The sequence below is a fragment of the Paraburkholderia sp. CI2 genome (genome assembly GCF_014201055.1).
Taxonomy (GTDB): domain Bacteria; phylum Pseudomonadota; class Gammaproteobacteria; order Burkholderiales; family Burkholderiaceae; genus Paraburkholderia; species Paraburkholderia tuberum.
The window spans coordinates 180,808-200,664 of the sequence record NZ_JACHDL010000008.1; the positions used below are offsets into that span (position 1 = coordinate 180,808).

The 19,857-nt window shown below is 59.8% G+C and carries 20 protein-coding genes; 15 read left to right on the forward strand and 5 right to left on the reverse strand.

Annotated features, from left to right (window positions below; genetic code table 11):
* Nucleotides 1–14: 14 nt before the first annotated feature.
* The 4 genes from HDG32_RS37015 (at nt 15) to HDG32_RS14105 (ending at nt 3,426) form a co-directional block, all read left to right on the forward strand.
* On the forward strand, nt 15–440 hold the full coding sequence (locus tag HDG32_RS37015) for a hypothetical protein (RefSeq protein WP_311539856.1): 426 nt from the start codon (nt 15–17) through the stop codon (nt 438–440).
* A gap of 4 nt (nt 441–444) precedes the next feature.
* Nucleotides 445–999: an MBL fold metallo-hydrolase gene (locus HDG32_RS37020; protein WP_311539873.1), complete on the forward strand. Its 555-nt coding sequence runs from the start codon at nt 445–447 to the stop codon at nt 997–999.
* A 72-nt stretch (nt 1,000–1,071) separates the two neighbouring features.
* Entirely contained in the window at nt 1,072–1,203 is a 132-nt protein-coding gene (locus tag HDG32_RS36380; RefSeq protein WP_260336449.1) for a hypothetical protein, read from the forward strand.
* A gap of 33 nt (nt 1,204–1,236) precedes the next feature.
* Nucleotides 1,237–3,426: a xanthine dehydrogenase family protein molybdopterin-binding subunit gene (locus tag HDG32_RS14105; RefSeq protein WP_184067811.1), complete on the forward strand. Its 2,190-nt coding sequence runs from the start codon at nt 1,237–1,239 to the stop codon at nt 3,424–3,426.
* Nucleotides 3,427–3,510: 84 nt separating this feature from the next.
* On the opposite strand, the gene HDG32_RS14110 is transcribed toward HDG32_RS14105, so the two are convergent.
* Nucleotides 3,511–3,837 carry a DUF4148 domain-containing protein gene (locus tag HDG32_RS14110; RefSeq protein WP_184067814.1) on the reverse strand — a complete coding sequence of 109 codons (327 nt, stop codon included), beginning with the start codon at nt 3,835–3,837 and terminating at the stop codon, nt 3,511–3,513.
* 181 nt (nt 3,838–4,018) lie between these two features.
* On the reverse strand, nt 4,019–5,302 hold the full coding sequence (locus tag HDG32_RS14115) for an epoxide hydrolase family protein (protein ID WP_184067817.1): 1,284 nt from the start codon (nt 5,300–5,302) through the stop codon (nt 4,019–4,021).
* Between the two features lie 236 nt (nt 5,303–5,538).
* Between HDG32_RS14115 and HDG32_RS14120 the strand changes: the two genes are divergently transcribed.
* Nucleotides 5,539–6,177 (forward strand): TetR/AcrR family transcriptional regulator, encoded by a 639-nt coding sequence (locus tag HDG32_RS14120; RefSeq protein ID WP_184067821.1) that lies wholly within the window; start codon nt 5,539–5,541, stop codon nt 6,175–6,177.
* A 323-nt stretch (nt 6,178–6,500) separates the two neighbouring features.
* Here HDG32_RS14120 and HDG32_RS14125 read toward each other — a convergent pair whose 3' ends face one another.
* On the reverse strand, nt 6,501–6,866 hold the full coding sequence (locus tag HDG32_RS14125) for a helix-turn-helix domain-containing protein (protein ID WP_184067824.1): 366 nt from the start codon (nt 6,864–6,866) through the stop codon (nt 6,501–6,503).
* Between the two features lie 159 nt (nt 6,867–7,025).
* On the opposite strand from HDG32_RS14125, the gene HDG32_RS14130 reads away from it, so the two are divergent.
* The gene (locus HDG32_RS14130) at nt 7,026–8,018 is read left to right on the forward strand and encodes a zinc-dependent alcohol dehydrogenase family protein (protein ID WP_184067827.1); all 993 of its coding nucleotides are present in this window, start codon (nt 7,026–7,028) and stop codon (nt 8,016–8,018) included.
* Between the two features lie 299 nt (nt 8,019–8,317).
* Here HDG32_RS14130 and HDG32_RS14135 read toward each other — a convergent pair whose 3' ends face one another.
* Nucleotides 8,318–9,247, reverse strand: a complete 930-nt coding sequence (locus HDG32_RS14135) for a LysR family transcriptional regulator (protein WP_260336450.1) — start codon at nt 9,245–9,247, stop codon at nt 8,318–8,320.
* Nucleotides 9,248–9,665: 418 nt separating this feature from the next.
* Here HDG32_RS14135 and HDG32_RS14140 point away from each other — a divergent pair, with 418 nt between their 5' ends.
* The 9 genes from HDG32_RS14140 to HDG32_RS14180 all read left to right on the forward strand — a co-directional run bounded on the left by HDG32_RS14140 (nt 9,666) and on the right by HDG32_RS14180 (nt 19,025).
* Nucleotides 9,666–11,147, forward strand: a complete 1,482-nt coding sequence (locus tag HDG32_RS14140; RefSeq protein ID WP_184067834.1) for an aldehyde dehydrogenase — start codon at nt 9,666–9,668, stop codon at nt 11,145–11,147.
* Nucleotides 11,148–11,230: 83 nt separating this feature from the next.
* Nucleotides 11,231–12,700: an FAD-dependent oxidoreductase gene (locus HDG32_RS14145; RefSeq protein ID WP_184067837.1), complete on the forward strand. Its 1,470-nt coding sequence runs from the start codon at nt 11,231–11,233 to the stop codon at nt 12,698–12,700.
* Between the two features lie 53 nt (nt 12,701–12,753).
* Nucleotides 12,754–13,935, forward strand: a complete 1,182-nt coding sequence (locus HDG32_RS14150) for an ABC transporter substrate-binding protein (protein ID WP_184067841.1) — start codon at nt 12,754–12,756, stop codon at nt 13,933–13,935.
* Between the two features lie 10 nt (nt 13,936–13,945).
* Complete coding sequence (locus HDG32_RS14155; RefSeq protein ID WP_184067844.1) at nt 13,946–14,818, forward strand: branched-chain amino acid ABC transporter permease; 873 nt, start codon at nt 13,946–13,948, stop codon at nt 14,816–14,818.
* Complete coding sequence (locus HDG32_RS14160) at nt 14,811–15,815, forward strand: branched-chain amino acid ABC transporter permease (protein WP_184067847.1); 1,005 nt, start codon at nt 14,811–14,813, stop codon at nt 15,813–15,815. Before HDG32_RS14155 ends, HDG32_RS14160 begins: the two co-directional genes overlap by 8 nt.
* A complete protein-coding gene (locus HDG32_RS14165; RefSeq protein ID WP_184068063.1) occupies nt 15,815–16,570 on the forward strand; it encodes an ABC transporter ATP-binding protein in 756 nt (251 codons plus the stop codon). Before HDG32_RS14160 ends, HDG32_RS14165 begins: the two co-directional genes overlap by 1 nt.
* On the forward strand, nt 16,563–17,276 hold the full coding sequence (locus HDG32_RS14170) for an ABC transporter ATP-binding protein (RefSeq protein ID WP_221307730.1): 714 nt from the start codon (nt 16,563–16,565) through the stop codon (nt 17,274–17,276). The genes HDG32_RS14165 and HDG32_RS14170 overlap by 8 nt, the downstream gene beginning before the upstream one ends.
* 29 nt (nt 17,277–17,305) lie before the next feature.
* The gene (locus HDG32_RS14175) at nt 17,306–18,055 is read left to right on the forward strand and encodes an electron transfer flavoprotein subunit beta/FixA family protein (RefSeq protein WP_184067851.1); all 750 of its coding nucleotides are present in this window, start codon (nt 17,306–17,308) and stop codon (nt 18,053–18,055) included.
* Between the two features lie 13 nt (nt 18,056–18,068).
* Nucleotides 18,069–19,025: an electron transfer flavoprotein subunit alpha/FixB family protein gene (locus HDG32_RS14180; protein ID WP_184067853.1), complete on the forward strand. Its 957-nt coding sequence runs from the start codon at nt 18,069–18,071 to the stop codon at nt 19,023–19,025.
* Nucleotides 19,026–19,038: 13 nt separating this feature from the next.
* Here HDG32_RS14180 and HDG32_RS14185 read toward each other — a convergent pair whose 3' ends face one another.
* Nucleotides 19,039–19,788, reverse strand: a complete 750-nt coding sequence (locus HDG32_RS14185; RefSeq protein WP_184067856.1) for a transporter substrate-binding domain-containing protein — start codon at nt 19,786–19,788, stop codon at nt 19,039–19,041.
* Nucleotides 19,789–19,857: the final 69 nt, after the last annotated feature.

Below are 19,857 nucleotides of genomic sequence, written 5' to 3' on the forward strand. Positions count from 1 at the left end.
ACAAGGGAAAACGAATGCTCAACAAACACAAGGTTCTACGGTCTTCGAAGATGTTAATTCTAGTCGTGGCCGGTGCACTGCTTGGCGTCATGACCGCCCCTGCTTATGCGGCAGCGCCGATGGTCAAGACATCGGCGCCAGGCTACTACCGGATCATGCTCGGTGACTTTGAGGTGACCACGATTTCCGACGGCACATTCGCTGCGCCGGTCGCGAAACTGATGACGAACACCACCCCGGCGGTAGTCAATCAGGGACTCAAGCGTGCGTTCCTGTCGAACCCGATCAACATGTCGATCAATGCCTACCTGATTAACACCGGGTCGAAGCTGGTGCTTATCGACGCTGGGCTCGGAGCCTTTGATCGAGGGTATGGGCCGGGAGCAGGGCATCTGCTGGCGAACCTGAAAAGCTGCGGGTTATCAGCCGGAGCAGATTGACGAAATCTACGTCACGCACTTTCATCCGGATCACGTCGGCGGTCTGGTGACCGACGGAAAAATGACCTTCCCGAATGCGATCGTACGAGCGGACCGGCACGAGGCTGCGGAGTGGCTGAATGAAGCAAACACTAAGCAGGCGCCCAACGACTTCCGCTTTGGGGAGGCAACCGCGGCGTTGACGCCCTACATCCAGGCTGGCCACTTCCAGCCGTTCGAAGGCGCAACTCAGCTGATCCCGGGCATTCGTAGCGTTCCTGCGCCGTGGCACACTGAAGGACATACGGTCTATCGCGTGGACAGCAACGGTCAGACGATGTTGATCTGCGGCGACATTATCCATCTGCCCGCTGTTCAATTCGACAATCCGTCGATCACCATCGCCTTCGATAACGACTCCAAGGAGGCAATCGTGTCGCGCCGCAGGATTTTCGACGAGGAGGCTGAGCGTGGCTACTTGGTTGGAACCGCGCACATCTCGTTCCCGGGTATCGGCCATCTGCGCAAAGCGGGCAAAGGTTATGTCTGGGTGCCGGTGGACTATCTGCCGATGTACTGACGTTCCCTCGGCGGCGCGGCCTGGCCGCGCCGCTCACGTCATTTCACAAGAATTCACCCCAATTGCGCGTTCATGGCGCCTATCCTCGACGTAACGCACGCTACCGTTGACGGCAACGGCAACGGCAACGGCAACGGCAACGGCAACGGCAACGGCAACGGCAACGGCAACGGCAACGGCAACGGCAACGGCAACGGCAGCTGAGCGACTGCCCGCAATCGACGAGGGATTTACTGTATGTCTAACATGTCACCCGCGCGCGCACCATTATCGCGGCGTCAATTCCTGAAGATGTTCTCGGCGGCGGGCGGGGGGCTCATGCTCGGTATCGCTTTTCCGACCGCAGTCGATGCGGCGCCGATCGTCCCGGATAGTTACGAGGCAAATGTGTTCGCACCCGACGCGTTCATTCGGATCGCGCCCTCGGGGCAGGTCACGCTCATCATGCCGCGCGTGGAGATGGGGCAGGGCTCTTACACATCGATCCCCATGCTGATTGCGGAGGAGTTGGAGATCGCGCTCGACAACATCGCACTTGAACACGCGCCCGCCAACGACGTTCTGTATCGCGACCCGGTGATCGGCAGTCAGATTACCGGAGCATCTGCATCGACTCGAAGCGAATGGTTACCGATGCGGCAGGCCGGTGCCGCTTGTCGCGTATTGCTTGTCAATGCCGCGGCGATGAACTGGAAAGTAGACCCAGCCAGCTGTCGCGCTGAAAATGGCACAGTCAGGCATGTGCCGACGGGACGCACGTTGAGCTATGGCCCGCTGAGCGTGCTTGCAGCGAAGCTCCCCTTGCCACACAACGTTGCGCTGAAGGATCCGCATACTTTCAAGCTGGTCGGTACGCCCGTCAAGCGGCTCGACGCGCGCGCCAAGGTAGATGGTAGCGCAGGCTTTGGCATCGACGTGAGAGTGCCGGGAATGCGCATCGCGACGGTGGCAGCTAGTCCGGTGGTCGGCGGCCGGCTGAAGAGCGTAGACGCACGGCTAGCCCTGCAGATTGCGGGTGTGAAGCAGGTTGTGCAAATCGACGACGCGGTTGCGGTGGTCGCCGACCATATGTGGGCGGCCAGGCAGGGGCTGGCAGCATTGGTTATCGAATGGGACGAGGGTGTCAACGCACGGTTCTCCAACGCATCCTTGATCGCGAAGATGGAAGAGGCGTCGGCGAACGACGGCGTCGTTGCGCAGCAAGTCGGAGATGTTGCGCATGCGCTGAACGGAAAAGGAAATCGCATCGAAGCGCGCTACGAATTGCCTTTTCTCGCTCATGCAACGATGGAGCCGATGAATTGCACGGTCCACGTGACACCGGACGGCTGCGACGTGTGGTGCGGTACCCAGGTGCCGGCGCGCGCGCAGGCTACTGCGGCCGAGGTCACCGGTCTGTCGTTGGAAAAAGTCCGCGTGCACAATCAATACCTTGGCGGCGGGTTCGGGCGCCGTCTCGAAGTGGACTACGTGACACAGTCGGTTCGTTTTGCGAAGCAGGTACAGGGGCCAGTCAAATTCGTCTGGTCGCGGGAAGAGGATATTCAGCACGGGCTGCCGCGGACGTACTACCTGAACCGCATTGAGGCACTTCTCGATTCGAGTGGGCAACCGCAAGCCTGGGCTCACAAAGTGACCGGCGCCGCGGTGATGGCACGCTATCTGCCGAGTACGTTCAAGAATGGCGTCGATCCCGACGCAGTCAACGGCGCGATCAATCTGCTATATGACATTCCGAACGTGAAGGTGAACTACGTTCGTTACGAAACGCCGATGCCGATTGGCAAGTGGCGTGGCGTCGGCCCCACGCACAATGTGTTCGTCGTGGAGAGCTTCATGGACGAGCTTGCGCACGCTGCCGGCAAGGATCCGTTCGAATACCGCCGTGCGCTGCTGGCGCATCAGCCTCGTGCAAAACGTGTCCTGGAGACTGTCGCAAGCGAAGCCGGTTGGACAACGCCACTTCCCGCAGCGAAACCCGGAGTCCGCGTTGGCAGGGGCATTAGCGTTCAGTTTGCATTCGCGTCCTATCTCGCTGAAGTCGCAGAGGTCGAAGTGAACGAGCAAGGAGAAGTTCGGATCCGCCGGATTGTCTGCGCAGTCGACTGCGGACATACCGTGAATCCGGACACGATTCGTGCGCAGATCGAAGGGGGCATCGTCTTTGCGTCGTCGGCAGTGCTCTGGGGCGAGATCACGTTCCGCAACGGCCGCATTGAGCAGGGCAATTTCAACGACTATCGGGTGATGCGCATTAACGAGGCTCCGGCGATCGAAACGCATATCATCGATAGTGCCGAGGCGCCCGGCGGCATCGGCGAAGCGGGCACGTCGGCGCTATTCCCGGCCGTAGCGAATGCAGTGGCGGCTGCCACCGGCACGCGTATCCGCAAGCTGCCGATCAATCCCGCGATGTTGAAGGTATGACCGGCGTTTGCATTCACCCAGCTTAAGAAGCGGGGCGATCGCCGGACTACGCGGCGTCGCCACGGCGCCTCTGTGTCGTCCCGCTCAGTGGCCGAAGAAGACTTGTTCGAAGGGGGCGGGATGACGCACGGCCGTTCCACTTTCATTGTGCGAACGAACGCCGCCAAAGCCACTGCGGTCGATTTTTTTGTCGCTATTGGCGATCGACTCGCGGCTCGCGCTTTCCGACTGCACGACCGAAGGGCCGATGTGATCGTAGCGATCGACCACACCGACACGACCGTCCGCGCGAGCATCCGCGAGTTCAGCGCGAACTTCCGCGCGTGTCAGGGGTGCAGACTCGCCGGCAAACGAGGTGGCCGAGGCGATCAATGAGGACGCTGCGACCAACGTGAGGATAAGCGATTTCATGTTCAACTCTCTATCAAGGATGGACGCGAACGAAAGTGTGCGTCCTTGCTTTGCAATATACGGAGTACGCGTCACGGCGCCCAATTCGAACTGCGCCGGCAATTGATAAATGGCGCTAATCGATCGTTGCGTTGATCGGCCACCGCTGACACCGTAACGCGCGCAATCGTGCATTTCGCGCTCAGGTACGCATCTTCCGGAAGCCGTCACGCAACTCGCGAACGAATATCTCAGGCTGTTCGAAAGCTGCGAAATGGCCGCCTTTCTCGACCTTGTTGAAATAGACGAGCTGTGGGAACGTGTCGCGCGTCCAGCGTTCCGGAGCACGGAAGATTTCGTGCGGAAACACGCTTACCGCAGCGGGCACATTGACCTGCCCGGCAGCATAGAGATCCCCCTGATTCTCCCAATACATCCGCGCAGAAGAGGCAGCGGTATCGGTCAACCAATAGAGCGTGATGTCATCGAGCATCTCGTCGCGAGTCAGCACACGTTCCGGCTTGCCACCGCTGTCCGTCCACGAGTGAAATTTTTCGTAAATCCATGCCGCGAGCCCAACGGGCGAATCCGATAACGCATAGCCAATGGTTTGCGGTTTGGTGGCCTGCTGGTGGTAGTAGCTACCTTCCTTTTCGCGGAACTGCGCGACGTCGCGGACTGCCTGTTCTTCGTCCGGCAGCAGGCCGCTCGTGGGTATTTGCTTCGGAAATACGAATGCCCAATTAAGGTGGATGCCGGCGAGTTCCTTCGGCTGTTGCTGGCCCAGCGCGGTCGTCACGCACGCTCCCCAGTCTCCTCCTTGAGCGACGTAGCGTCGATAACCCAGTTTGACCATCAGCGTATTCCACGTGCGCGCGACCCGCGCATCGTCCCAGCCGGTGGTGGTCGGTTTATCCGAGAACCCGTATCCCGGCAGAGTCGGCAGTACGAGATGGAACGCGTCCTCGGCACGCCCGCCATGGGCGGTCGGGTTGGTCAGCGGATCGATGACTTTCATGAACTCTACGATTGAGCCGGGCCAGCCGTGGGTCATCAGGAGGGGCAGCGCATTCGCGTGCTTCGATCGGATGTGCAGAAAATGGATGCCGAGACCGTCGATCTCGATTCGATGCTGGCCCAGACTGTTGAGACGGCTTTCGACACGGCGCCAATCGTAGTGATCGCGCCAATAGTCCGTCAGTTCACGCATGCTCGCGAGCGGCACCCCCTGCGACCAGTCGTCGACAGGTTCTTTGTTCGGCCAGATGACGTTGGCAAGACGGCTGCGAAGGTCGTCGAGTTGCGCCTGCGGCACATGAATCTGGAATGGCGTCGGCTCGGTTGTTGCGGCGGGTAATTCGATGCCGCGCACCGCGGCGCGCGCCGGGGTTGAAGCGGTGAGTGCGCTAGCAAGCGCTGCGGCACCCGCGGCGGCGCCTGCCTTGAGAAAGGAGCGGCGCTTGATTGAAAGTTCGGTAGTCGTCATAGCGTTGGTGATGTTCGTTGATCGGATAGCCAGTTCAATGTCCCCGGTGACCGGTTTGAATTAACTATAACGATCATTATAGAAAAACAATCAAAGCTGACGATTCGTGTTTCTTATCGATCCGCAGAGAAAAACTAATGGTATGCTGCTCATTGTTGCTTTAAAGAACGATATTCCGCTACGCCCCACGCGACCTCGGACCCTCTTGACATGATCTACATCGTATAATGATCGCTATGGATAAGATTAAACCAAGCCGTCCGGCTCGTCGTCGCTTCGATCAGGATGCTGTACTGCAGGCGGTCACCAACCTGTTCTGGCAGCACGGTTATGAAGCAACGTCGATGGCCGACGTGCTGAATGCAACTGGCCTGACTGCGCCTAGCGTGTATGCGGCGTTTGGCAACAAGGAAACGTTATTCCGCGCAGCTGCGGATTACTGGACCCAACAGTACTCGGCGAGGATCTATCGATTTCTCTACGAGTCAATCACCTTGCGGGAAGCGCTTGAGCGAATGCTGCTCGAGGCCGTGAGGATCTATACGTCGAGTGGACATCCACGCGGCTGCTTTCTGACTGGTGCAGCGGCGAATTGTGCCGCGGGGTCAAGTATCGTTGAGGAGGATTTGCGGCAACGCCGGATCGACGCGCAGGCGGGCGTTCGACGGCGCATCGAGCGCGGGGTCAAGGGCCACGATTTGCCATTGGGCACGGACGCCGAGCGGCTCGCACGCTTCGTAATGACTGTGCTGCAAGGTCTGCACGTTCAGGCACGCGACGGCGCTACGCGTGCCATGCTTGAGGCAGTGGTGGCGGACGCGATGCAGTTCATACCCGCTCCAGATCGAATCACTCATCGAACCGGGAAGGCCTAGCAGTGCGCAAGCGTGAGCCCGTCGCCGGCGCTCAGCTCTCGTGTCCGCTGCCACAGTTCGTGAAAAATTGCGATCTGACCTCGCCCGGCCCTTTCAATCCTTTTGTCTGGTTCGCGACGTCCGTGTGTTGTGAAAAGTGGAAGGGCGCGCAGATCGTGCAATGAAAGAAAAAGTCGCGAACGAACTCGTATGGTCGCTCGAACGCGCGGACCGAGTTCGCCCAAAACCGGCCGCTCATTGCTGACGGCTGATTCGTGAGCAATCGGGTGCGCGCTCCAGCTCGTATGGGGCGTAGAGGGCGCATTGGACGAGCTCTGTTCGGTTCAAGCCGCTTTGACAGTCTTCTGTCGCAAACCGCGCCGTTCAAGCCAACCCACTCCCCAGTCGTTGAGTTGCAAGAGTATGGGTCCGATCGTGCGTCCCTCATCCGTCAATGCGTATTCGACCTTGGGAGGCACGACAGGATAGACGGTGCGCGTGATGAAGGCATCTTCTTCGAGCTCACGCAGTTGCTTCACAAGTAAGCGGGGTGTGCAGCCGGGCAAGTGCCTTTGTAACTCATTGAACCTCATGGTGCCTTTCGTTAGCAGATAGTAAAGGACCACACCCTTCCAACGTCCATTGATCAGGTTGAGTGTGGCAACTATTGCGCACGGTGGCGCTTCGTCGTATTTGCGACGCTTCGGCATAGAATCCTTCAAACCCAGCAGCGTTTGGCAGTCTGGTCACACTACCCTTTTGGGTAGTATATATAAAAAATTGAAGTATTGCGGTTCCGGGCGCGTGGCAAAACAATGGAGTGAATGCTCAGCGATCCAGGCTGAGTTCACCCCAAAAGGAGTTTTTTTATGACCCGAGTTGTCCGTTTCCATGAATATGGCGATGCGAACGTCCTGCGCATTGAAGACGTGGACGTTCCCGCACCCGCTGTAGACGAAGTTCAAATTACCGTCAAGGCCATTGGGCTCAACCGTGCCGAGGTCATGTTTCGCACCGGCCGATATCTTCAAGAAGCAGCATTTCCGTCCCAGCTCGGCTACGAGGCCGCGGGCACCGTGAAGACGCTGGGTGCAAACGTTACTAATTTTTCCGAAAACGATGCCGTGAGCGTCATTCCGACCCTGGACATGTCGCGTTGGCCAACTTACGGGGAAGTGATCAACATTCCGGCCAAGTATGTTGTGAAACATCCTGCGCGGCTAAGCTTCGAACAGGCCGCTGCATCGTGGATGCAGTACGTTACGGCGTGGGGTGCGCTGGTTGTGCAAGGGAAACTGGGCGCCGACGATTTCGTGATCGTGTCGGCGGCATCGAGCAGCGTTGGCATCGCTGCAATCCAGATCGCACGGAGCGTCGGTGCAACCGTTATTGCAACGACCCGCACCAGCGCGAAGGCGCAGCCGCTTCAGGATGCCGGGGCTCACCACGTGATCGCCACGATCGAGGAGGACCTGGCGGCCCGAGTGAAGGAAATCACGGATGGCAAGGGAGCGCGCGTCGTGTTCGATCCAATCGGCGGCCCAGCAATCGCTCAACTTGCGGAGTGTATGTCGTTCGGTGGCATCCTCCTCGAGTACGGCGCGTTGAGCACCGACGAGGGGGTGTTTCCGCAGTTCGCTTTGCTCGGCAAGTGTCTGACCTTCAAGGGCTATCTTTACATCGAGGTCACGAGCAACGACGAACTGCTGGAACGCGCCAAGGCGTTTATCAACGAGGGTCTCGAATCCGGCGCTCTTTCGCCTTTGATCTCTCGGACATTCGACTTCGATCGAATCCAGGATGCAACGCGCTTCCTTGAATCGAATGAGCAAGTTGGGAAGATTGTTGTCACGGTGAACTGAACGAGCGTCCGAAGCGTGCTGTGAACGCGCTTGAAGTTCGGAATAAGCTTGTGCGGTAGCGACGTACAGCAGCGGCATGGCTCAGGGCGGCATCGTCGATTTTCGCTTACGAGTGACCGCTTTTGGGAAAGCTGGAGGGCCGATGTGGGTCGACAGCCGCTCGACGATCGAGACAACACCGGCGTCGTCACCGACGCACAGCGGCGCTCCGCGCGCCCGCCGAAGACAACACCCTGGTGTTTCGGGCGTTTGTCTTCAGCCGCAGCCGGATTTGTTCACTATTTGCGGCAGCTATTTTTTCATTTCCCTGATACATTTTCGCTTTCTGTGTCAACCGACATCGCGCACGGCGCGTCGCGTGCTTGCGCCGCGCATTCGAGCAGATAGTCGGCCAACAATCGCAACGAAGGCGACATTTCCTTGTGCTCCGGGTAGACGAGGCAGTAGCGTTTCAGTCCTCGGATCGACTTGTCGACGGGAATGATCAACCGCCCGTCTGCGATCTCCTGTTGGACATATAAGCGCGGTACTAGCGCCACACCGACTCCACTCAACGCTCCAGCAATCAGCATCGAGAACAGGTCATAGCGGGGTCCGCGCAGAAAATCGAAATCACGTCTCGCATTCGCAGCCTCGAACCAGCGAGGCCACGCCTCTTCGCGAGAGGTCTTATGGAGCAGTGTGAAGCTGGCGAGATCTACGGCTTTCTCGCATTGCTCGATATTCTTGAGCGTTGGTGCGCACACCGGCACCAGCTCCTCTTCGAACAGGTGAACCTGCACGGTGCCTGCCCAGGAGGGATGTTCGAAGTGAACCGCTGCATCGAGGTGCGAATCGCCGAACAGGAAAGGATGTGGTCTTTCGTTGAGATTGACGGTGATGTCGGGATGGATCTGTTGAAATTCGCCGAGGCGCGGAATTAGCCACTTCGCGCTGAACGTCGGCATCACCGCAAGCTCAACGACTTTGTTGACATCCTGCGGGATCATCGCCGCTATCGTATTGCGCTCTATCCGGCTTAGATCTTCACGTACTTTCGTCGCATAGGTACGTCCTGTCGCCGTTAGCGTAAGGCGCTTTTTCACGCGATTGAACAGCGGCAAGCCGAGATAGTCTTCCAGCTGCGATATCTGGCGGCTAATTGCGCCCTCCGTCAGAGCAAGTTCGGACGCCGCGCGCGAAAAGCTCTCATGCCGCGCGGCCGCTTCAAACGCGATCAGTGCGCCCAAGGTCGGTATCTTCCTGCGCATTCCTGTCTCCACCTCCAACTATTTTCCATCGATCGGCTGACGACAGGCGTTACTTTACACGTATGGAATGCACAACACAGCGCCTGAGAGCAACGACTGCATTCCGCTCATCGATCGGCATAAACCCTGGTGCCAATGCGGAAACTCATTCGTCCGAGACCGTCCCATGACAGTGTTGCAGGTGCCGTCAAACATCCGTGCCGCAAGGCTTGCAGCGTTTGGACCGCCAACGGTACTTGAGAAACAGTCACTAAATTGTGACGATTTTTCGTTTGAGGATGATCCATCGGGTTGTCAGGATGACGTCACCAGAGCAACCACTGAAGCCACGGAAAAGGCGCAAAGCTGAGATGCGCGATTTGCCTGGCTGAGGACTTCAAAAGCGAAAGGACGTGAAATGAGCGAGAAATACGGGCTGTTCATCAACAACGAATTTGTCGAACCGCGTTCGGGCAAATGGTTCGAGAGCCTCGATCCGTTTTCGGGCGAACCGTGGGCGCTGATTCCGCAGGCGAATGCCGAAGATGTCGACGCGGCGGTGCGTGCGGCCGACGCAGCGATGCGCGGTCCGTGGGGAAGCATGTCGGCGAGCGACCGGGGCATGCTGCTGCATCGCTTAGGCGCATTGATCGATGCAAACGCGCAACGTCTAACCGAAGTCGAAAGCCGTGACAACGGCAAGCTGCAAAGCGAGGTGGCGGGGCAGGTGCGGTACGTCGCAAAGTACTTCTACTACTATGGCGGTCTCGCGGACAAGATCCAGAGCGCGGTTATCCCGATGGACAAGCCCAAGGTGTTTAACTACACGCGCTACGAGCCGATCGGTGTGGTCGGCACCATCACGCCGTGGAACTCATCGCTGCTACTGACGGCATGGAAGCTCGCGCCGGCGCTAGCGGCGGGGAACACCGTTGTTGCCAAGCCTTCGGAATTTACGTCGGTATCGCTCCTCGAACTCGCCCGCCTGTTCGTCGATGCGGGGTTTCCCCCAGGCGTGTTCAATGTGATCACCGGGTTCGGCCAGGAAGCGGGCGAACCGCTGGTCACGCATCCGCTGGTGCCGCGCATTGCCTTTACCGGCGGCGACGAGGGCGGCCGCAAGGTCAACGAACTCGGCGCCAAGCACTTCAAGCGGGTGTCGCTGGAGCTGGGCGGCAAATCACCGAATATTGTCTTCGGCGACGCCGATCTCGCGAAAGCAGCTAACGGTGTGATCACCGGCATCTTCTCCGCCGGCGGCCAAACTTGCATGGCCGGTTCCCGTCTGTTGCTTCAGGAGAGCATCCACGATGAGTTTGTCGAGCGACTGTTGACGATCACGCGCAACGCGAAGGTCGGCGATCCGTCCAAACCAGGTATCCAGGTCGGTCCAGTTGCCACGCGTCCACAGTTCGAAAAGGTGATGCGTTACATCAACATCGCCAAGGAAGAAGGTGCGCGCTGCATCGCTGGAGGGCGCGCGCCACAGGGACCAGAATACGGTTGCGGGCAAATTGTCGAGCCGACGATTTTCGTCGACGTGGATAACTCCATGCGCATTGCCCAGGAGGAAGTGTTCGGTCCCGTGCTCGCGGTTATGAAGTTCAAGGACGAAGAAGATGCGCTGCGAATTGGCAACGATATCCGCTTTGGCCTTGCGGCCGGCGTCTGGACGCAAAGCCTGAAGCGCGCCATGCTGATGAGCGAAAAACTTCGCGCCGGTACGGTGTGGATAAACAACTATCGGTCGACGAGCTATACGACGCCGTTTGGCGGCTTCAAGGACAGCGGCATCGGCCGTGAAGGGGGCATCGACGCGGTGAAGGAATATCTGGAAACGAAGAGCGTGTGGATCTCAACCGATCTCGATATGCCGGATCCGTTCATCCGCAAGTACTGAGGCCGTAACGGGTAAAGTATGTCGTCCCGCTGCCCGTTGGCGGCGGGACGAGGAGTTAAACCGATAAGAGGATAGGGGACATCATGTCCGATTCGCACCAACAGTTGTTCGACGTGACCGTGGTCGGCGCCGGTATTGCAGGACTGTCTGCCGCCGTCGCAGCGGCCAGCGCGGGGGCACGCGTCGCGGTACTCGAGCGCGCGCCGGAGGAGGAGTTTGGTGGCAACACCCGCTGGACGGAGGCGTATTTCCGGATGTCATCGGAAGACGAGGTCAGCGCCGACTTTGAGGAACGGCTTGCCGAAAACGCGGGCGACCATCTGGACCCGTACATCATCGAGCAGGTTGCGCAACCCTATCAGTTCTGGCCGCCGTTCGTGAAGGCGCACGGGATGCCTGATCCGGAACTGATCTCCGAGTTGGCAGGACGCGCAGCTGAGACGGTCAAATGGCTCAAGACCTTCGGAGTGCGTTTTGACACGCTGCCGACTTATTTCATCACGGCCGCTGCGCCGCGGCTGATGCCTGTTGGCGGCGGTCTCGCGTTGATCGAGGCATTGCGGGACCACGCGTTGAAGCTCGACGTCCAGATTTTCTACGAGACCACCGCAAAGTCGCTGTCTCGTACTCTTGACGACCGGTTTCTGCTCGCCTGTTCCAGCGCGAAGGGACGCATCGCTTTTAACAGCGCAGCGCTCGTCCTTGGCTCCGGTGGCTTCGAGGGAAACCCGGAAATGCTGGCTCAGTATATCGGCGGTGCGGCCCGCTACCTGCGTCCTGTGGCGCGGGGCGGATATCAGAATCGCGGCGAGGGTATCCGCATGGCGCTCGACGCGGGCGCAGCGCCGGCAGGCGACTTCAGTGCGTATCATGCGGAGCCCCTCGACCCGCGCTCTGCGCAGCCCGAAGCGCTGGTGATGAATTTCCCTTATGGCATTCTCGTAAACCGAGACTGCAACCGTTTCGTAGATGAAGCGCCTGGTCCAGTGGATATTCACTACGACCATATCTCACGGGCGATTGCTGATCAGCCGGGCGGGATCGCGTATGTCATTTACGACGCCTCCATTGACGACGTGCCGAACTGGAAGCGAAGCATCAGGACCGATCAACCGGCGATCACGGCCGATACGGTCGACGCATTGGCCGGCAAGCTCGGGCTCGCGCCGGAGCGACTTTCAGCGACGGTTGCCGCATACAACGACGCGTGTGGGGAGGGCGAGTTCAAGGCGCTGGAGGTCGATGGACTCGCGTCACATGGTCTGTTCCCCAAAAAATCCAACTGGTCGCGCCGGATCGAAAAAGGGCCGTTCGCCGCATACCCGATCATTTCTGGCATCTGTTTCACCTACGGCGGTGTCAAGACCAATCGTCACGCGGAGGTCGTCGATTGCGATGGACGTCCGATCGAGGGTCTGTATGCCGCAGGCGAGGCTGCGGGTCTGTACTACCAGGTCTATACCGGTGCGACGTCGGTGATGCGCGGCGCGGTGTTCGGCAAGACCGCCGGCGAGCGCGCTGCCGCTTTGGCGCAACGCAGCCGCAAACGCTGACGAAGGCAGCCCGTCACAGCACCCAACTTCATACAAAAATCTAGGAGACGATCATGAAAGCACGCACATTCGTGCGGTGGATTGGTGTTGCCGTCGCTTTCGTGTCCACCGTATCGATCGTTTCGATACCGGCGTACGCAGAAACAGGCGTGACCAACGACACGATTAAAATCGGCCTATTCGGCGAGATGACCGGTGCGGCGTCGCTGTACGGCAAGTCGGTGTATGGCGCCGAGGCCGTCTACAAGCAGGCAAACGACGCGGGCGGTGTCAACGGTCGCAAGATCGAGATCGTAAGGGAAGATGAGTCCTGCGATCCGTCGAAAGGCATTGCGGCAGTTCGCAAACTGGTTTCGCAGGATCAGGTGTTCATGATTCATGGTGGCGTCTGCAGTGGGGTTGTACTCGCGGCGAGGCCCGAACTGATCAAAAGCGGCGTGCCGTTCATGGATCTCGGGGCGGCCAGTGTGATGATCTCCATGCCGTTTGCCGCGAACATCTTCCAACCCGTCGCAACTACCGATGCCGTTGGACGTCGCATGGCCGATTTCGCGATGTCGCGGGCGGGCACGACCAAAGTTGCGATCATCAGCCATTCGGACGACTGGGGCAAATCGAACCGCGATCCTGCCGTTGCGGAGTTGATGCAGAAGTTCAATCTGCAACCGGTAGCGGACCTGTCGATGGAGCGCGGCACCAGCGATGCGACGCCGCAAGTGCTGAAGGTCAAAACGTCCGGCGCGCAGGTGGTATTGGCGATGCTTTATCCAGCCGAACTCGCGATCTTCATGCGTGATGCCTACAAGTACGGCCTCCAGGTTCCGGTACTCGGAAGCCAGGGCGTCTCGCTTGACGACACGCGTCAGCGTGCGGGCAATCCGCATGCGGCCGACAACCTTTACGTGTTCTATCCGCTTGTCGCACCGCTCGACGATGCGCGGATGCAGCCATGGCTGAAGCTCGTCAATCGCTACGGCAGCGGGGGGCAGCCCGAGACTTTCACGTTTCTGGGTATGGGTGGCGCGGCGGCCGTCGTGCAGGCGCTTAAAGATTCTGGTCGCGACCTGACGCGCGGGCGATTCATCGCGGCGATGAACAATCTTCACAGTTTCGACACCGGCGTGATGGCTGCGCCGCTGACCTTCACGGCTACCGATCACGCGGGACTGAAGACTGGCAGCATGCTGACCTACGTGAACGGCAAGGCGACGGTCGTCCAGACGCTTCAGAAGTAACCAGGGGCTCATGATGCTGATCCAGCTCTTTCTCAGCGGCATATCGCAGGGCGGTGTGTACGCGCTTGTCGCATTAGGTATGACTCTGCTGTTTCGATGCACGACTGTCGTCAATTTTGCGCAGGGCGACATGCTGATGGCTGGCGCGTTTTCGCTGTACGTGTTCATGCAACTGTTCAACGGAAATTACGCGCTAGCAGCGCTCTGTTCACTCGTCGCGCTCGGCGTGATGTCGGTCGGCATCAATATCCTGTTTATCGAGCCGATGGCGCGCGCGCCGCACACTTCGGTGGTGATGATGACGGTTGCCGTGTCGTTCATGCTGCGCGGCATTGCGCGGATATTCTGGGGCCGCGACGTGATATCGATGCCGGCAGTGTTTTCGTATCCGCCCGTGACTTTGGGGGACATTGTGTGGACCACCCAGGACATCGTGATCACGCTCGCCGCGCTCGTGATCGTCGGTGCGTTCCTGCTGTTCTTTTATCGCTCGAAACCTGGCCGGCTCGCGCAGGCGGTCTCGCAAAACGGTCGTGGGGCGGCAATGGTCGGAGTCGACGTGGTTGGCTTCAATCGGATGATCTGGGGTGTCACCGGCATGATGGCGGCGGCGAGCGGCATCCTGATCGCGCCGATCACGCTGCTGTACCCGGACATGGGCGCGGGGGTCCTGATCAAGGCGTTCGCGGCGATGGCGCTGGGCGGCTTCGGCACGGTCGGCGGTGCGGTGCTCGGCGGTTTCCTGCTCGGCATACTCGAACAGCTATCGGGCGGCTATGTGTCGACCGGGATGATCGATATCTGCGCATATCTCGTGATTATCTTCGTGCTGACCGTCAAGCCGTCTGGCTTGCTGGGCAGAAGGGAGTTTGCCCGTGTCTGATCTCGCCTCCCGTCACGCGGTGCGTGGCACGCGGTATAGCCGCAGATTGCTCGCGGTGCCGCTGATCCTGCTGGTTGCCTTGCTCGCCGCAGTGCCGGTCGTAACGAACGACTATATCCAGTACGTAGTCAATCTGATCCTTGTGTATGTGCTGGTGACCGTCGGCTTCAATCTGGTGCTTGGTTATCTGGGCCAGCTAGCGTTCTGCAACACCGCCTTCTACGGCGTGGGCGCCTATACCGCGGGACTCGTCGCCACGCATCTGACGCATTCGTTCGTGCTTGTCGTGTTGGGCAGCGCATTGGCCGGCACGCTTGCCGGGCTGCTCGTTTCGCTGCCCGCGTTACGTCTGTCCGGCTACTACCTTGCGATCGTGACGTTAGCGTTTGGCGAAATGCTGCGCTGGGCTTATATCCACGCGGATACGGTGACCCAGGGTTCAACCGGCCTTCTCGTCCCGACGCCGGAACTGTTCGGCATGGCAGTCGACTCGCAGACGCGGCTGTACTTCGCGTTCATTGTTACGGTGGCAGTGATGCTGTGGCTGGTACGGAACATCCTTGGATCGCGCTTCGGGCGCGCGCTGGTCGCGATTCGCAACAACCGCCTCGCCGCTATGTCCGTCGGCGTGGCGCCAGCGCAAGCAACGATTCTGGCGTTCGCTCTGAGCGGGTGTGTGGTGGGTGTCGCGGGCGGCCTGTTCGCCATGTTGACGTCGCGCATTGCACCGGAAAATTTCGGCCTCGGCGAGATGTTGATCGAATATTCGATGGTGATGATTGGTGGCCTCGGGAGCCTGTGGGGTTCGGTGCTCGGTGCCGTGCTGCTTACTGGCGCGCCGGAATTCCTGCGCAACTTCGCGGGCTACGAGGAAATCATCTTCAGCCTGCTGCTGATCGTGGTGCTGCGCGTGTCACCGCGAGGTCTCGGCGGTGTGCTTTCGGCACGGCTTCCGTTCTGCAAGGAACGTCTGTTCGTTTCATCGGGAGACCGCTGATGACGACTGCACTTTCAGTGAATAACGTCACGGTGCGCTTCGCCGGGCTAGTCGCAGTATCTGATGTGTCGCTCGATATCGAGGCCGCGACCGTTTGCTCGATGATCGGACCGAACGGTGCTGGCAAGACAACGCTGTTTAACGCGATCACGGGGTTTGTCACGCCAAGTGAGGGGAGCGTCAAGTTTAACGGTATTGAACTCGCGGGCAGAAAGACGCATGCAATTGCCAAAGCCGGTGTGCGCCGCACATTCCAGGGTGGCGGCCTGTTCGGCGATATGACCGTACTCGAGAACGTGCTGTGCGGCATGCAGGGCACGCTGGGCACCGGGTTCCTTGGCACGCTGCTCGGCTTCCCGTCTGCACGCCGGGCCGAACGCGAAGCGGTGGATCGGGCAATGCTACTCCTGGACGACATGCAGCTTGCATCCCACGCAGACCGCCTCGTCTCGGAACTCCCGTTCGGCTTGCAACGACAGGTCGACATTACACGGGCACTCGCTGCACGAGCCGAACTGATCATGCTCGACGAGCCCGCGGTGGGACTTTCGGTGGCCGACTGCGACCGGCTCGCTGAGGTGTTGCGGCAGGTCACGTCGCGTGGCGTCACCGTGCTGATGATCGAACACAACATGAACCTGGTTATGCAGGCTTCGGACAAGGTCGCGGTGCTGAACTATGGTCAGTTGCTTGCGACCGGCACGCCCGAGCAGATCCGTTCGAACGAATCCGTACTGGAGGCCTATCTTGGTTGATACGACATCGCTGCATATCTCGGGACTGACGGCCGGCTACGCGAAACTTCCGGTACTGCATGGCATCGATCTTCGACTCGAGCCAGGCGAAGTGGTCACCGTGCTGGGGGCGAACGGCAGCGGCAAGACCACCCTGCTCAACGCTGTGTGTGGCTTCGTGCGGCCGTGGAGCGGCTCGGTCAAGGTCGGAGGAACGGAGTTGCGCGGCAGCTCTTCACATAAGGTGTTTGCGGCTGGCGTGGTGCAGGCTTCGGGGCAGCGCGAACTGTTTCCCGAGATGACGGTTCTCGAAAATCTACGGATGGGTGCCGTCACGCGCTCGCGGATCGACGACGCCGAGATGGAGCAGGTGTTCGATTTCTTTCCCCGTCTGCGAGAGCGGGTTGGTCAGAAAGCGAAAACGATGTCGGGTGGCGAGCAGCAGATGGTCGCCATCGGCCGGGCGCTGCTATCGCGGCCGCGCATCCTGCTGCTCGATGAACCGCTCGCGGGACTGTCGCCGCTGTTTGTCGGTGAGATCAGCAAGATCATGCTCGAATTGAAGGCGCGCGGTACGACGATGCTGCTGGTCGAACAGAACATCGCGATGGCCGCGCGTGTCAGCGATCGCTTTTATGTGCTGCGCGACGGTCATATGATCGCGCAGGGCGCGGGCGCTGAACTCCGTGAGAATCACCGGGAACTAGCGCATAAGTATTACCTGTGAAGACGAGATGGAAGGGTAAGGACGGAACGATGAAAATTTTGGTGCCAGTCAAAAGAGTGGTCGATTGCAACGTGAAGGTCCGCGTGAAATCGGACGGTACGGGCGTCGATATCGCGAACGTGAAAATGTCGATGAACCCGTTCGACGAAATCGCCGTTGAAGAAGCCGTGCGTCTGAAGGAAGCGGGCGTCGCGACCGAAGTGATCGCCGTGTCGGCCGGTGTTGCGCAGTCGCAGGAAACGCTGCGCACAGCGCTCGCCATCGGCGCGGATCGCGCGATCCTGATCGAATCGAACGAAGACCTGCAGCCGCTCGCAGTCGCGAAGCTGCTCAAGGCGCTCGTCGACAAGGAGCAGCCGCAACTGGTGATCCTCGGCAAACAGGCCATCGACGACGACTCCAACCAGACCGGCCAGATGCTCGCCGCGCTCGCGAATCTGCCGCAGGCGACGTTCGCGTCGAAGCTTGTCGTGGCGGACGGCAAGGCGACGGTGTCGCGTGAAGTGGACGGCGGCGCGGAAACACTGTCGCTGACGCTGCCGGCCGTGGTCACGACCGATCTGCGCCTGAACGAGCCGCGCTACGTAACGCTGCCGAACATCATGAAGGCGAAGAAAAAGCCGCTGGAAACGGTCAAGCCCGAAGACCTCGGCGTCGATGTCACGCCGCGTCTGAAGACGCTGAAAGTCGCCGAGCCGCCCAGGCGCTCCGCCGGTGTGAAGGTGCCGGACGTGAAGACGCTGGTCGAGAAGCTGAAGACCGAAGCGAAGGTGCTGTGAGGAGACCCAAGAAATGACGAACCTGGTAATTGCAGAACACGACAATGCGTCGATCAAGGCCGCGACGCTGAACACGATCGCAGCGGCACAGAAGATCGGCGGTGATATTCACGTGCTGGTCGCGGGGCATAACGCGCAGGGCGCGGCCGATGCGGCAGCGAAGATCGCTGGTGTCAGCACGGTGCTGCTCGCCGATGCGCCGCAACTGGCCGAAGGCCTCGCGGAAAACGTCGAAGCAACGGTCCTGACGCTTGTGCAAGATGCGGCGAAGCACTACACGCACATCCTCGCGCCGGCTACCGCCTACGGCAAGAACATCGCGCCGCGTATCGCCGCGAAGCTCGACGTCGCGCAGATCAGCGACATCACCGCAGTGGATAGCGCCGACACGTTCGAGCGTCCGATCTACGCGGGCAACGCAATCGCGATCGTGCAATCGGCTGACCCGATCAAGGTCATCACCGTGCGCTCGACCGGTTTTGATGCCGTCGCGGCCGAAGGCGGCAGCGCAGCGGTCGAGAAGATTGAAGCGGCAGCCGACGCAGGCCTCGCGCAGTTCGTGAGCCGCGAAGTGACGAAGCTCGATCGTCCGGAACTGACGAGCGCGAAGATCATCGTGTCGGGTGGCCGTGGTCTGGGCAATGGCGAGAACTACATGAAGGTGCTCGAGCCACTGGCCGACAAGCTGAACGCGGCGCTGGGCGCATCGCGTGCGGCGGTCGATGCGGGCTTCGTGCCGAACGACTATCAGGTCGGCCAGACGGGCAAGATCGTCGCGCCGCAACTGTATGTGGCAGTCGGTATCTCAGGCGCGATCCAGCATCTGGCCGGCATGAAGGACTCGAAGGTGATCGTCGCGATCAACAAGGACCCGGAAGCGCCGATTTTCAGCGTCGCCGACTATGGTCTGGTGGGCGATCTGTTTGGCGCGGTGCCTGGCTGGATCGACGAAATGCGTTCGCGGGCCTAACCAAGCCGCTGGACTATTCGGCGCTCGCCGCGACAGTCGCTCCCCTCGCACCGTACTTTTGCAGCGTCGTCTCGACAAATCCAGAGAACTTCGCCCGCTCCACGAAATCGCAGAGGAAACGGTGGCCTGCCCCGAGGCGGGTGAGCGGCATGCCCATCGCCTGCTCGATAGACATAAACTGGTCAGCCAACACCTGTATGTCCTCGTGGAGTGCCACGGCCGCGATCAAAGGCTGGCGAATACCTGCTGCCGCATCCAGATCCTCTTTAAGCATCAAGTCGACAACGGCCTGAGAAGTATCTGTGTAGACCAGTTCGGCGTGTCTGAGCGTACGTTTGAGAAAGAGATCGTAGGCAGATTTGCGCGCTGCGGCGATGCGCATACCCGGCTGATCGACATCTGCGACACTCACGAAAGGCGTTTCTTTTCGCACGGCATATGTTCCTTCGATCAGTAGATACGGCGCGGTGAATGCGATGTGTGCTGCACGCTGCGGATCGATTCCAAGGAATGCAACGTCCCACACGTCGTTGGCAGCGGACTCGGCGACGAGACCGGCAGCATTGAACGGCACCAGGCGGACCGGCACGCCCAATTCTTCGCCAAGACGAAAGGCAATCTCGGGCGTAATGCCTGTCGGTGCCGCATCGGCGTGTGTGCTATTGCCCGGTTGCGCCAGCACTGCGTTGCCGAGGTTGATAGCGGCGCGCAGGACGCCGTGCGGGGCAAGGGTGGCGATAGTTTCAGGAGGGACAGTGCTCATGTCTATTACCTGGAAGTTTTGAGTCGTTTGGGCGGTGCCGGGTTCAACATCTGCATATCCGGAACATCA

Bases quoted from the DNA above. Each gene is read 5' to 3' on its own strand.
- HDG32_RS37015 (WP_311539856.1), top strand. From the start codon at position 15: ATGCTCAACAAACACAAGGTTCTACGGTCTTCGAAGATGTTAATTCTA.
- HDG32_RS36380 (WP_260336449.1), top strand. From the start codon at position 1,072: ATGGCGCCTATCCTCGACGTAACGCACGCTACCGTTGACGGCAACGGC.
- HDG32_RS14105 (WP_184067811.1), top strand. From the start codon at position 1,237: ATGTCTAACATGTCACCCGCGCGCGCACCATTATCGCGGCGTCAATTC.
- HDG32_RS14110 (WP_184067814.1), bottom strand. From the start codon at position 3,837: ATGAAATCGCTTATCCTCACGTTGGTCGCAGCGTCCTCATTGATCGCC.
- HDG32_RS14115 (WP_184067817.1), bottom strand. From the start codon at position 5,302: ATGACGACTACCGAACTTTCAATCAAGCGCCGCTCCTTTCTCAAGGCA.
- HDG32_RS14120 (WP_184067821.1), top strand. From the start codon at position 5,539: ATGGATAAGATTAAACCAAGCCGTCCGGCTCGTCGTCGCTTCGATCAG.
- HDG32_RS14125 (WP_184067824.1), bottom strand. From the start codon at position 6,866: ATGCCGAAGCGTCGCAAATACGACGAAGCGCCACCGTGCGCAATAGTT.
- HDG32_RS14130 (WP_184067827.1), top strand. From the start codon at position 7,026: ATGACCCGAGTTGTCCGTTTCCATGAATATGGCGATGCGAACGTCCTG.
- HDG32_RS14140 (WP_184067834.1), top strand. From the start codon at position 9,666: ATGAGCGAGAAATACGGGCTGTTCATCAACAACGAATTTGTCGAACCG.
- HDG32_RS14145 (WP_184067837.1), top strand. From the start codon at position 11,231: ATGTCCGATTCGCACCAACAGTTGTTCGACGTGACCGTGGTCGGCGCC.
- HDG32_RS14150 (WP_184067841.1), top strand. From the start codon at position 12,754: ATGAAAGCACGCACATTCGTGCGGTGGATTGGTGTTGCCGTCGCTTTC.
- HDG32_RS14155 (WP_184067844.1), top strand. From the start codon at position 13,946: ATGATGCTGATCCAGCTCTTTCTCAGCGGCATATCGCAGGGCGGTGTG.
- HDG32_RS14165 (WP_184068063.1), top strand. From the start codon at position 15,815: ATGACGACTGCACTTTCAGTGAATAACGTCACGGTGCGCTTCGCCGGG.
- HDG32_RS14175 (WP_184067851.1), top strand. From the start codon at position 17,306: ATGAAAATTTTGGTGCCAGTCAAAAGAGTGGTCGATTGCAACGTGAAG.
- HDG32_RS14180 (WP_184067853.1), top strand. From the start codon at position 18,069: ATGACGAACCTGGTAATTGCAGAACACGACAATGCGTCGATCAAGGCC.
- HDG32_RS14185 (WP_184067856.1), bottom strand. From the start codon at position 19,788: ATGAGCACTGTCCCTCCTGAAACTATCGCCACCCTTGCCCCGCACGGC.